General features: G+C 62.1%; 11 protein-coding genes and 1 pseudogene. 9 read left to right on the top strand and 3 right to left on the bottom strand.

Annotated features, from left to right (window positions below):
- The first annotated feature begins 3 nt into the window (after positions 1–3).
- The 9 genes from livM (at position 4) to NKI37_RS20240 (ending at position 10,174) form a co-directional block, all read left to right on the top strand.
- On the top strand, positions 4–1,599 hold the full coding sequence (gene livM, locus NKI37_RS20280) for a high-affinity branched-chain amino acid ABC transporter permease LivM (protein WP_023684138.1): 1,596 nt from the start codon (positions 4–6) through the stop codon (positions 1,597–1,599).
- Positions 1,599–2,726: an ABC transporter ATP-binding protein gene (locus NKI37_RS20275; protein WP_502896561.1), complete on the top strand. Its 1,128-nt coding sequence runs from the start codon at positions 1,599–1,601 to the stop codon at positions 2,724–2,726. Before livM ends, NKI37_RS20275 begins: the two co-directional genes overlap by 1 nt.
- Complete coding sequence (locus tag NKI37_RS20270) at positions 2,726–3,454, top strand: ABC transporter ATP-binding protein (RefSeq protein WP_023668718.1); 729 nt, start codon at positions 2,726–2,728, stop codon at positions 3,452–3,454. The genes NKI37_RS20275 and NKI37_RS20270 overlap by 1 nt, the downstream gene beginning before the upstream one ends.
- A gap of 112 nt (positions 3,455–3,566) precedes the next feature.
- Complete coding sequence (locus tag NKI37_RS20265) at positions 3,567–3,914, top strand: DUF6867 family protein (protein WP_023668719.1); 348 nt, start codon at positions 3,567–3,569, stop codon at positions 3,912–3,914.
- A 137-nt stretch (positions 3,915–4,051) separates the two neighbouring features.
- Complete coding sequence (locus NKI37_RS20260; RefSeq protein ID WP_023668720.1) at positions 4,052–5,173, top strand: branched-chain amino acid ABC transporter substrate-binding protein; 1,122 nt, start codon at positions 4,052–4,054, stop codon at positions 5,171–5,173.
- 279 nt (positions 5,174–5,452) lie between these two features.
- Positions 5,453–8,911, top strand: coding sequence for a pyruvate carboxylase (pyc, locus tag NKI37_RS20255; protein WP_352499925.1), 3,459 nt, complete (start codon positions 5,453–5,455; stop codon positions 8,909–8,911).
- 149 nt (positions 8,912–9,060) lie between these two features.
- Complete coding sequence (locus tag NKI37_RS20250; RefSeq protein WP_023668722.1) at positions 9,061–9,321, top strand: DUF2312 domain-containing protein; 261 nt, start codon at positions 9,061–9,063, stop codon at positions 9,319–9,321.
- Between the two features lie 93 nt (positions 9,322–9,414).
- Complete coding sequence (locus tag NKI37_RS20245; protein WP_352462247.1) at positions 9,415–9,855, top strand: hypothetical protein; 441 nt, start codon at positions 9,415–9,417, stop codon at positions 9,853–9,855.
- 7 nt (positions 9,856–9,862) lie between these two features.
- Positions 9,863–10,174: a hypothetical protein gene (locus NKI37_RS20240; RefSeq protein WP_031196451.1), complete on the top strand. Its 312-nt coding sequence runs from the start codon at positions 9,863–9,865 to the stop codon at positions 10,172–10,174.
- Positions 10,175–10,236: 62 nt separating this feature from the next.
- Here the strand turns inward: NKI37_RS20240 and msrB are convergent, their stop codons facing one another.
- The 3 genes and pseudogenes from msrB to NKI37_RS20225 all read right to left on the bottom strand — a co-directional run bounded on the left by msrB (position 10,237) and on the right by NKI37_RS20225 (position 12,744).
- Complete coding sequence (msrB, locus tag NKI37_RS20235; RefSeq protein WP_013529102.1) at positions 10,237–10,641, bottom strand: peptide-methionine (R)-S-oxide reductase MsrB; 405 nt, start codon at positions 10,639–10,641, stop codon at positions 10,237–10,239.
- 100 nt (positions 10,642–10,741) lie between these two features.
- A pseudogene (locus NKI37_RS20230) lies at positions 10,742–11,537 on the bottom strand (MBL fold metallo-hydrolase).
- Between the two features lie 16 nt (positions 11,538–11,553).
- Complete coding sequence (locus NKI37_RS20225; protein ID WP_352787058.1) at positions 11,554–12,744, bottom strand: vWA domain-containing protein; 1,191 nt, start codon at positions 12,742–12,744, stop codon at positions 11,554–11,556.
- Positions 12,745–12,751 lie beyond the last annotated feature (7 nt).

Here is a 12,751-nt window from a genome sequence, read left to right as displayed (position 1 = left end):
ACAATGGCGGTTTCCGTATCCTCGGAGCGCGACACCGTCGCCTCCCCCGTGCAGCGTGCATTGCGCGAAGCGTTCTATGCCGGCGCCATCTCGCTGGGGTTGTTCATTCTCTTCATCGGCCTGAAGACCGACCAGAACATAAGCAACCAGCTGATCCTGGTGCAGCGCTGGTTGCTGCTCATCACCGTGGTCGTGCTGACCATGCTTGGCCGCTTCTTCTACATTGCATATGGCCAGCCGTTCATGGCCAATCAGAAGATCACCAATGTCGCCACCGGCCTGTTGCCGGCGAGCGTCGCGTCGCGCTTCTTCCTGCTTCCGGCCTTCATCGTCGCCGTCGTGTTGGCGGTTGTCCTGGTTGCGTTCGGCAGCGCCCTGCCGGCGTTGGTGGGACCCGATCTGGCCGGCTACCTTCAGTTCCTGCGCGCATTGGCCGTCATTTACGCGCTCGCTTGCGTGATCTTCTATTTCCGCTCCTTCATCCACGCCAATTTCACCAAGCTCGGGATTGCGGCGCTGGTGCTATACCCGATCCTCGTCGTCGTTGTGCTGTCGATCTACGCGTGGTCGATAACCGGCGGCCTGCAGGGCTCGTTGAAGTGGGTCGACAATTTCGGCATCCAGATCCTGATCTATGTGATGCTGGCCTGGGGGCTGAACATCGTCGTCGGCCTCGCCGGCCTGCTCGATCTCGGCTACGTCGCCTTTTACGCGGTCGGCGCCTATGCCTATGCGTTGCTCGGTTCGCAATACGGCCTGTCGTTCTGGATCCTGCTGCCCGCCGCCGGCGCCATGGCCGCCTTCTGGGGCGTTATGCTCGGCTTTCCGGTGCTCAGGCTTCGTGGCGATTACCTGGCGATCGTGACGCTGGCCTTCGGCGAGATCATCCGCCTGGTGCTGATCAACTGGCGTGAAGTCACCAACGGCTCGGCCGGCATCTCCGGCATCCCGAAGGTCACCTTCTTCGGCCTGATGACGTTTAATTCGACCGACCCGAACTATATCGGCAAGGTGCTGCACATCGCCCAGTCAAGCGCCTACTACAAGATCTTCCTCTACTATCTCATTCTCGGGCTGGCGCTGCTGACCGCCTTCGTCACCATCAGGCTCAGGCGCATGCCTGTCGGCCGCGCCTGGGAGGCGCTGCGCGAGGACGAGATTGCCTGCCGCTCGCTTGGCATCAACACCACCACCACCAAGCTCACCGCCTTTGCCACCGGCGCCATGTTCGGCGGTTTTGCCGGCGCCTTCTTCGCCGCACGGCAAGGCTTCGTCAGCCCTGAATCCTTCGTCTTCCTGGAATCGGCGATCATCCTGGCCATCGTGGTGCTCGGCGGCATGGGCTCGCTGGTCGGCATCGCGGTCGCCGCGCTGGTGATGATCGGCGGCACCGAGGCACTGCGCGAACTCGATTTCCTGAAAAGTGTCTTCGGAAAAGATTTCACGCCGGAGCTTTACCGCATGCTTTTGTTCGGCATGGCGATGGTCATCGTCATGCTGTGGAAGCCGCGCGGCTTTGTCGGCAGCCGTGAACCGACGGCCTTCCTCAGTGAACGAAAAGCGGTCTCCTCCTCCTTCACCAAGGAAGGGCACGGCTGATGAGCGCGACCTCCATTCAGAAGACCAATCCGGGTATGAAAGACGCCATCCTCCAGGTCGAGCATCTTTCGATGAAGTTCGGCGGCCTGATCGCCATCGGCGATCTGTCGTTCCAGGCCAAGCGCGGCGAGATCACCGCTCTGATCGGACCCAATGGCGCCGGCAAGACCACCGTCTTCAATTGCATCACCGGCTTCTACAAGCCGTCGGAAGGCATGATTACGCTCAACCGGGCCGACGGCTCGAGCTTCCTGCTCGAACGGCTGCCCAATCATGAGATCCCGGCGCGCGCCAAGGTGGCGCGCACCTTCCAGAACATCCGCCTGTTCTCGGGCATGACGCTGCTGGAGAATCTGCTGGTTGCCCAGCACAACAAGCTGATGAAGGCATCCGGCTATACGATCCTGGGCCTGTTCGGGATCGGCGGCTACCGCAGAGCCTCGGCTGAATCGGTGGAGCTTGCCAAGCACTGGCTGGAGAAGGCCGATCTTGTCGATCGCGCCGACGATCCGGCCGGCGACCTGCCCTATGGCGCGCAGCGGCGCCTCGAGATTGCGCGCGCCATGTGCACAGGGCCCGAACTTCTGTGCCTCGACGAGCCTGCGGCCGGTCTCAATCCGAAGGAATCGGCAGCGCTGAATTCGCTGCTGATGGACATCAAGAGCAGTACCTCGATCCTGCTGATCGAACATGACATGTCGGTGGTCATGCAGATTTCCGACCATGTCGTGGTGCTTGAATATGGCCGCAAGATTTCCGACGGCAGCCCGCAATCGGTGCGTACCGACCCGCGCGTCATCGCCGCCTATCTCGGCGTCGACGACGAGGAGGTCGAGACGGTGCTGACCGAGGTCGGCGATGAAGACGTCATCGAGCAGCTGGACATCGGGCCGGATTCGGCTCACGGACCAGGCACATCGTCTTCCTATCTCGCCGGCCCGGTAAGCGACACGATCGGGCACAGCCAGGGCGAGCGGGTCACGGTGTCGAAGGGAGCTTCAAAGGCCACCCAATACGATACAAGAGCCAACTCCGCGCCAACAGCACCGTCCGAGCGTCTAACGGCCAAGTCCAAGCCGGCGCCCACCAAATCCCCGACAGGCAAGCCGCGCGGAGGGCGTAAGTGATGGCCGAGACAACGCTCCTCGACATCAAGGGCGTCGAGACCTACTACGGCAACATCAAGGCGCTGAACGGCGTCGATGTCCACGTCAACCAGGGCGAGATCGTCGCGCTGATCGGTGCCAACGGTGCCGGCAAGTCGACGCTGATGATGACCATCTTCGGTGCGCCGCGCGCTCGTGCCGGCTCAATCACTTTCGCCGGCACCGACATCACCCAGATGCCGACGCACGAGATCGCCCGCATGCGCATTGCGCAGTCGCCGGAAGGCAGGCGCATTTTCCCGCGCATGACGGTGATGGAAAACCTGCAGATGGGCGCCGGTCTCGACAATCTCAAGCACTATGACGAAGATGCTGAGAAGGTGTTCGCGCTGTTCCCGCGCCTCAAGGAGCGCATTGCCCAGCGCGGCGGCACGCTGTCGGGCGGCGAGCAGCAGATGCTGTCGATCGGACGTGCGCTGATGGCGCGGCCTAAGCTGCTGTTGCTCGACGAGCCGTCGCTGGGTCTGGCGCCGCTGATCGTCAAGCAGATCTTCGATGCCATCCGCGAGCTGAACCGCACGCAAGGGCTGACCGTGTTCCTGGTCGAGCAGAACGCCTTCGGCGCGCTCAAACTCGCCACGCGCGGCTATGTCATGGTCAACGGCAACGTGACCATGAGCGGCACAGGCAAGGAATTGCTCGCCAATCCGGAAGTGCGGGCGGCCTATCTCGAAGGCGGCCATCACTGATTTTGGAGCGGAATGTATGCATACGGTATTCCGCTCCAACTTGTTTGTTTGTCGCATGACCTTTGTCCGAAAAGTCTGCAACTTTTCGGGATCATGCTAGGGAGTCTTCATCATGCAAGGCATTCTTCACGAGGAACCTTCCATCTGGCAGTTCTTCTTCGTCACCTGTCTGCTCGGCGGCTGGGCGGCATGGATGACCGGCAAGGCCAGCGCCCAGACATGGCGCAGCCTGCCGGCGCTGTTCGCCTATCTGCTGGGTCTCGGCATAGGCATCAGGTTCATCCATCATGCCTTGTTCGGCGGCACGATGTTTTCGCTGCAATACTATGTCGTGGACACAATCGTGCTCATGATATTGGGGTTTGTCGGCTATCAATACACGCGTACGAACCAGATGGTGACGCAGTATAATTGGCTTTACGAACGGGCTTCGATCTTAAGCTGGAAACCGAAAGGTTGACGTTCATCATTAACGCCGTTCCGGGGATGAATCGGCGTGACAAGGGCCTGAAAATCGGCAAAGTACGCTTTCTGCGATAAGGGTGGGCATCGCATGAAAGTTTCATCCACGCCCACCTCGTAAATGGGAGCGTTTAAATGAAGAAATCACTTTTGTCCGCCGTTGCCCTGACCGCGCTTGTCGCGTTCGGTGGCAATGCATGGGCTGACGTTATCGTCGGCGTCGCAGGTCCGATCACCGGTCCGAATGCGGCCTTCGGTGCGCAGCTGCAGAAGGGTGCGGAAGCGGCCGTTGCCGACATCAACGCCGCAGGCGGCATGAACGGCGAGCAGATCAAGCTCGAAGTCGGCGACGACGTCTCCGATCCGAAGCAGGGCATTTCGGTCGGCAACAAGTTCGTCGGCGACGGCGTGAAGTTCGTGATCGGCCACTTCAACTCGGGCGTCTCGATCCCGGTTTCGCAGGAAGTCTACGTCGACAACAACATCGTCGAAGTAACCCCGGCGGCGACCAACCCGAAATTCACCGAGCGCGGCCTGTGGAACGTGTTCCGCACCTGCGGACGCGATGACCAGCAGGGCGGCATCGCCGGCGGCTATATCGCGACCAACTTCAAGGACGCCAAGGTTGCCGTCATCCACGACAAGACCCCCTATGGTCAGGGCCTTGCCGACGAGACCAAGAAGGCGATGAACGCAGCCGGTCTGACCGAAGTCATGTATGAAGGCGTCAATGTCGGCGACAAGGACTTCTCGGCGCTGATCGCCAAGATGAAGGACGCCGGCGTCACCCTGATCTATTGGGGCGGCCTGCACACTGAAGCCGGCCTGATCATCCGCCAGTCGGCGGACCAGGGCCTCAAGGCTACCCTGATGTCAGGCGACGGCATCGTTACCGACGAGTTGGCTGCGATCGCCGGCGATGCGGTTATCGGTACGCTCAACACCTTCGGTCCAGATCCGCGTCTGATCCCCGAGAACAAGGCACTGGTCGAGAAGTTCCGCGCCCAGGGCTTCGAGCCGGAAGCCTACACTCTCTACTCCTACGCCGCCATGCAGGTGATCGCCGAGGCCGCTGCCGTGGCCAAGTCGAACGACCCCGTGGAAGTGGCCAAGGCGCTGCACGAGAAGGGTCCGTTCAAGACCGTTCTGGGCGATCTCGCCTATGACGCGAAGGGCGATCCGAAGCTCCCGGGCTACATCATGTACGAATGGAAGAAGGGTCCGGACGGCAAGATCTCCTGGTTCCCGAAGTCGTAATTCGGGACACAGCTCTATGGAATGCCCGGCGCTCGCGCCGGGCATTTTTCTTTGGTGACAGGGCGCAGCGAGGGTGGCTGGATAAGCCGCTAGCCGGGTCGAATTTCTGCGGGCACGACAATTAGCGTCACCTCGCGACGCCAATCGCACGCATCTTTTCGATCGGTGGTGCTAGAATCGCATTTAAATCGGTTTAACCTCTCCCCGATTTTGGTTGCACTGCAGCATTTTCGCGTTAATCATGCCTCTGCCCCACCCTCCTGTCCGGAGCCTGCTTCCTTGGCCATCACGAAGATCCTCGTCGCCAACCGGTCCGAAATTGCCATCCGCGTCTTTCGCGCGGCCAACGAGCTCGGCCTCAAAACCGTGGCGATCTGGGCCGAGGAGGACAAATATTCGCTGCATCGGTTCAAGGCCGATGAAAGCTACCAGGTCGGGCGCGGGCCGCATCTGGCCAGGGACATGGGGCCGATCGAAAGCTATCTGTCGATCGAGGAAGTGATCCGCGTCGCCAGGCTGTCCGGCGCCGACGCCATCCATCCAGGCTATGGCCTGCTGTCGGAAAGCCCTGAATTCGCAGATGCCTGCGCCGAGGCCGGCATCACCTTCATCGGACCGAAGCCCGACACGATGCGCCGGCTCGGCAACAAGGTCGCCGCGCGCAATCTGGCCATCGAGGTCGGCGTGCCGGTGGTGCCGGCAACCGAACCGCTGCCGGACGACATGGAAGCAGTCAAGCAGCTCGCCAAGACAGTCGGCTATCCGGTGATGCTCAAGGCATCATGGGGCGGCGGCGGGCGCGGCATGCGCGCCATCCGCGCGGAAGCCGACCTCGCCCGCGAGGTGATGGAAGGCAAGCGCGAGGCCAAGGCCGCCTTCGGCAAGGACGAGGTCTATCTCGAAAAGCTGATCGAGCGCGCTCGCCATGTCGAGGTCCAGGTGCTCGGCGACACGCATGGCAACGCTGTACATCTATTCGAGCGCGACTGCTCGATCCAGCGCCGCAACCAGAAGGTCGTCGAACGGGCGCCGGCGCCCTATCTCAGCGAGGCATTGCGCCAGGAGCTTTGCGGCTATGCGCTCAAGATCGCGCGCGAGACCAGCTATATCGGCGCCGGTACGGTGGAATTCCTGCAGGACGCCGACACCGGCAAATTCTACTTCATCGAGGTCAATCCGCGCATCCAGGTCGAGCACACCGTCACCGAGCAGGTGACCGGCATCGACATCGTCAAGGCGCAGATCCACATACTGGACGGCTTTGCCATCGGCACGAAAGAGTCGGGCGTGCCGGCGCAGGCCGACATCAGGCTGAACGGTCATGCGCTGCAGTGCCGCATCACGACCGAGGATCCGGAGCATAGTTTCATTCCGGACTACGGCCGCATCACCGCTTATCGCGAAGCCGCCGGTTTCGGCATCCGCCTCGACGGCGGCACCGCCTATTCGGGCGCGGTCATCACCCGCTTCTACGATCCGCTGCTGGAGAAGGTGACTGCCTGGGCGCCGACACCGGCCGAGGCGATCGCCCGCATGAATCGGGCCCTGCGCGAGTTCCGCATCCGCGGCGTGGCCACCAACCTCACCTTCCTCGAGGCAATCATCAACCACCCGCGCTTCGCCGACAATTCCTACACGACCAGGTTCATCGACACGACGCCGGAGCTGTTCGCGCAGGTGAAGCGGCAGGACCGCGCCACCAAGCTGCTCAACTATCTGGCCGACGTCAGCGTCAACGGCCATCCCGAAACCCGCGGCCGACCGATGCCCAAGACCGATGCGGCAGCGCCTGTCGTGCCCTATCTCAACGGCAATGTGCCTGATGGCAGCAAGCAGAAGCTAGACGCGTTGGGGCCGGAGAAATTCGCTGCCTGGATGCGTGAGCAAAAAGAGGTGCTTGTCACCGACACGACGATGCGCGACGGTCACCAGTCGCTGCTCGCCACCCGCATGCGCACGCATGACATTGCCGGCATTGCCGGTACCTATGCGCGCGCGCTGCCGCGGCTGCTGTCGCTGGAATGCTGGGGCGGCGCCACTTTCGACGTCGCCATGCGCTTCCTCACCGAGGATCCGTGGGAGCGGTTGAGCAAAGTGCGCGAAGCGGCCCCCAACCTTTTGCTGCAGATGCTTCTGCGCGGCGCCAATGGCGTCGGCTACACCAACTATCCCGACAATGTCGTGCAACATTTCGTCAGCCAGGCAGCGGCCGGTGGGGTCGACCTGTTCCGCGTCTTCGACTGCCTGAACTGGGTCGAGAATATGCGCGTCGCCATGGACGCGGTGGGCGCGGAGGGCAAGCTGGTCGAAGCGGCGATCTGCTACACCGGCGACATCCTCGATCCGGCGCGCGCCAAATACGACCTTAAATACTATGTCGGGTTGGCGAAGGAATTGCAGGCAGCCGGCGCCCATATCATCGCCGTCAAGGACATGGCCGGGCTTTTGAAGCCGGCTGCCGCCCGCGTGCTGTTCAAGGCGCTGCGCGAGGCGACCGACCTGCCGATCCATTTCCACACCCACGACACGTCAGGCCTGTCGGCGGCGACGGTGCTGGCCGGCGTGGAAAGCGGCGTCGACGCCATCGACGCGGCGATGGATTCCTTCTCCGGCAACACCTCGCAGCCTTGCCTGGGCTCGATCGTCGAGGCGCTGAAGGGAACCGAGCGCGATCCCGGCCTCGATCCGCAATGGATCCGCAAAATCTCCTTCTACTGGGAAGCGGTGCGCAACCAGTATGCCGCCTTCGAAAGCGACCTCAAGGGGCCAGCCTCGGAAGTCTATCTGCACGAAATGCCGGGCGGCCAGTTCACCAACCTCAAGGAACAGGCGCGTTCGCTGGGGCTGGAAACGCGTTGGCACGAGGTGGCACAAGCCTATCACGACGTCAATTTGATGTTCGGTGACATCGTCAAGGTGACGCCGTCGTCCAAGGTGGTCGGCGACATGGCGCTGATGATGGTGAGCCAGGATCTGACCGTTGCCGACGTCGAAAACCCAGCCAAGGACATCGCCTTCCCGGACTCGGTCGTCTCGATGCTGCGCGGCGATCTCGGCCAGTCGCCCGGCGGCTGGCCTGCGAAGCTGCAGAAGAAGGCACTGAAGGAAAGCAAGCCGATCACCGAGCGCCCGGGCTCGCTGCTCAAGCCAGCCGACCTCAAGGCCAGCCGCAAGGAGATCGAGCAGAAGCTGGAGCGCAAGCTCTCGGAGTACGAATTCGCCTCCTGGCTGATGTATCCGAAGGTGTTCACCGACTTCGCCGCCGCGCAGGAAACCTACGGGCCGGTCAGTGTGCTGCCGACGCCGACCTATTTCTACGGCATGAAGTCCGAAGACGAGATCTTCCTGGACATCGAAAAAGGCAAGACGCTTGTAGTGCGCTGCCTTGCGATCGGCGACGTCGATGAGAAGGGCATGGTCACCGTGTTCTTCGAGCTCAACGGCCAGCCGCGCCGTGTCCGGGTGCCGGACAGGGCGCATGGCGCCTCGGCGGCCAAGGCTCGGCGCAAGGCCGAGCCCGGCAACGAGGCGCATGTCGGCGCGCCGATGCCGGGCGTGGTCTCCGCCCTTTCGGTCGCCGCCGGCCAAGCGGTCAAGGCCGGCGACGTGCTGTTGTCGATCGAAGCCATGAAGATGGAGACGGCCCTGCATGCCGAGCGCGACGGCACAGTGGCCGAAGTGCTGGTCAAGGCCGGCGATCAGATCGATGCGAAGGATCTGTTGATCGCGTTTGGCTGACGCGCGGATCCATCACACTGGGGACGGCTGGCAGCAGCCGTTCACGAAGCGCCGATAATGGCTTGACCCGCCGCGCCTGCTCGGGCATCGAACCCGCTCCCAATTTACCGCCCAGAATCGCGGTGCTTAAAAAGTAGCGGAGAAAAAACATGGCCGACGACATCACAGATACCAGCCAGACTGTTGCCGCCGGCCAGTTGCGCGCCTTCATCGAGCGCATCGAGCGGCTCGAGGAAGAAAAGAAGACCATCGCCGACGACATCAAGGAAGTGTTCGCCGAGGCCAAGGGCACCGGCTTCGACACCAAGGCGATGCGGTCGATCATCCGGCTGCGCAAGAAGGACCAGGCCGAGCGCCAGGAAGAGGAAACCATCCTCGATCTCTACAAGGCCGCGCTCGGCATGGTGTAAGGCTGTCTGGAAATTCTACTCCGGCTGATATCGCCGGAGCGAATTTCGAAACAGTCTCGGGCCAAGGAATGATGCTGGAACGGGCATCGAACCATGAGCGAATTCGACTTCGGCGCCCGCCGCGCCTCTGAATTCCGCCAACGCAGCTTCTGGGCGCTGTTCGCCGAACGGCATCCGGAGGAACGCGCTTCCATGGCGCGGCGCGGACCCTGGTTCTGGCAGCGCGGGCTGCCCGACTTCGCTCTGGTCCTGTCCATGTATGTCGCGCCGGCGCAAAGCCAAGTTGGCGTCTTTTTCGGCCGTAACGAGAAGTTCGGCGCGACCGGGGTCTGGTCGCGGCTGAAGCCGTTCCAACCGGCAATCGAAGACAGGCTGAAGCTCAGGCCGGAGCAGAGCTGCGAGGCCCTCGGCACCAATTCGATGTGGCGGGTGAACTGCTATGCCGAGGACAACTGGCCGGCCATGGCCGACTGGCTGGTGACGGAATGCTCGCGCTTCGAGCGCGCCGTCACCGACGTGCTGGGAGAGGGATAGCTATCAGGTGTTGGTGCAAAGCATCGGATCCTTCTTCGGCTCGCGCTGGCAAGGCGCGGTTCCGGTCGAGCGGTTGTTCTGGCGCGATCTAGTCCTTGTCGGCACGGCGATCAACATCACCTCGTCGGTGGCCGCGCTCATTCTGCTCGGCTTGAAGCTGCCGCTCGCCGTCGTCCTGGCGGTGCATTTCGCGCCCGTGCCCTACAACATCTTTCTGACCTTTGCCGTCTGGCGAACCACGGAAAAATCCAGTGGCGCCAAGGCTTCGTTGATGACCCTCGGGGCTACGCTTTGGCTGATCCTGGTGGTGGTTGTCTGAGAAGATTGACACGAAAAAGGGCGGCCGAAGCCGCCCTTTGAAGATGGTGGTCAAGCCGCGGCTTAAGCCGCCGGCTCGAATTTCAGCGCCACGCCGTTGATGCAATAGCGCAGGCCGGTCGGCGGCGGGCCGTCCTCGAAGACATGGCCGAGATGGCTGCCGCAGCGGGCGCAGTGGCATTCGGTGCGGACCATGCCGTAGCTGCGGTCGACGGTGTTTTCGACCGAACCGGGCACCGGATCATTGAAGCTCGGCCAGCCGGTGCCGCTCTCGAACTTGAGCTTGGATTCGAACAGCGGCTGGTCGCAGCCGACGCAGGAAAAGGTGCCGGCGCGCTTTTCGTAGAGCAGCGCGCAGCTTCCGGGCCGTTCGGTGCCATGGCCGCGCATGACCGCATATTGCTCGGGCGTCAGGCGGGCGCGCCATTCGGCGTCGGTGCGGGTGACAGGGTAGGTGTGGGTGTCCATTTGATCTCCTCAGCCTTGGCGGCTTGTTGTTGGTTGCAAGCTATATTCGCTTAGAGATAGGCGTTTGTTACGTGTTTTGCTCGCATTTTCAGCCGAGCTCCTACCCAATCGCCTGAAGATAGCGGGCGATCGACGCATGAAATGCCGTTCTTGCGTCGCCGATGATGTTCTGCTGCCACCACGCGCCGTAGATGTCGTCGAATTCGAAAGGCTCAAGTGCCGCCGCGATGCGTCGCACGGCCGGCGCATTGAGCGGAATGTAGTTCGGATAGCTGTACATGAAGCTGACATGGCGACGCGTCGGCGTCACCTGCAATATGTCGCCGGACAGCAGGGCGTTACCGCCATCGCGTTTCCAATGCAGCACCTGGCCGCCGGCAAAATGGCCACCGCAACGCACGAGTGTCAGCGACGGGTTTATGGCCAGCGTCTCGCCCGCCCAGCTGACGATGGCGTTGTGCGGCCGCATGATCCACTGGCGGTCGTCGGCATGGAGATAGATCGGCACGCCGCCAAACGCCTCGCTCCACTCGACCATCACCGAATAATAGTGGCAGTGCGAAATAGCGATCGCGGCCAGGCCGCCGCGACGGTTGATTTCGGCTACCGCCTCGTCGCTCACCATCGAGATGCAATCCCACAGCACATTGCCGTGCGGCGTCTGCGCCAGCAGCGCCCGCTGGCCGATAGCAAAGCGCGGCTCGATGCCGAAAGCGAGAACGCCGGCATCGTCCTTCATCACAAGCCTATGCCCGGCAGAGAGTTCTTCCCCAGTGATCCAGGCCTGGCCTTCCCAGCACATATTGTCGCTCGTCCTCGCAGATCGGGCAATTTTCTGGAGGGGTCTGCGTTGCCGCGAACTGGACGCCGCATTGCGGGCAAAGAAAGCAGGTCATCGGCTTTCCTCTCATATCAATGCTTGCGTGAGAGCTGCTTCGTCGCGGCTTCCAACCCGGCCAGCGTCAGTGGGAACATGCGGCCGCCGAAGAGATCGCGGATCATCGCGATCGAATGGGTGAAGCCCCAGTTTTTCTGGTTTTCGGGGTTCAGCCAGACCGCATTCGGCCATTGCTGGATGAGGCGGCCAAGCCAGACACTGCCGGCTTCCGGATTCCAATGCTCGACCGAACCGCCGGGATGCGCGATCTCGTAAGGGCTCATCGAGGCATCGCCGACGACGATTACCTTGTAGTCGGGGCCGTATTTGTGAAGCAGATCGAAGGTCGGGATGGTCTCGGCATGCCTGCGCCGGTTGTCCTTCCAGACGCCCTCGTAAAGGCAGTTGTGGAAGTAAAAATATTCGAGCTGGCGGAATTCGGCGCGGGCGGCCGAAAACAGCTCCTCGACGCTTTTGATGTGGTCGTCCATCGAGCCGCCGACATCGAAGAACATCAAGAGCTTCACGGCGTTGCGCCGTTCGGGGCGCGTCTGCACATCGAGATAGCCGTGCTCGGCGGTGGCATGGATGGTGCCGGGCAGGTCGAACTCTTCCTCCGCACCCTCGCGCACCCAGCGGCGCAGGCGCTTCAGCGCCACCTTGATGTTGCGGGTGCCGAGCTCGACGGCGTCGTCGAAATTTTTGAACTCGCGCTTGTCCCAGACTTTCACCGCACGGCGATTTCGGCTTTCATGCTGGCCGATGCGCACGCCTTCGGGATTGTAGCCATAGGCGCCGAAAGGCGAAGTGCCGCCGGTGCCGATCCATTTCGAGCCGCCCTGGTGGCGGCCTTTCTGCTCCTCCAGCCGCTGCTTCAGTGTCTCCATCAGCTTGTCGAAACCGCCGAGCGCCTCGATCAGTTTCTTCTCTTCCTCGGTCAGGTGCTTTTCGGCGAGCCGGCGCAGCCATTCCTCAGGGATGTTGGCGACACCGACGGCATCGGGGCCGGTGAGCGCCTCGATCCCCTTGAAGACATGCGCAAACACCTGGTCGAAGCGGTCGATATGGCGCTCGTCCTTCACAAGCGCGGCGCGGGCGAGGTAGTAAAAACCCTGGACGTCATAGTCGACCAGCCCGGCTTCCAGACCTTCCAGCAGCGACAGATATTCCCTGAGCGAAACGGGAATCCGCGCGGCCTTCAGTTCGAGGAAGAAGGGGAGGAACATGGTTGGC

The sequence above is a fragment of the Mesorhizobium sp. M0626 genome (genome assembly GCF_040320665.1).
Classification (GTDB): Bacteria; Pseudomonadota; Alphaproteobacteria; order Rhizobiales; family Rhizobiaceae; genus Mesorhizobium.
Note: the sequence above shows the minus strand (reverse complement) of the source record. Positions and strands in the feature narration are given on the sequence as shown.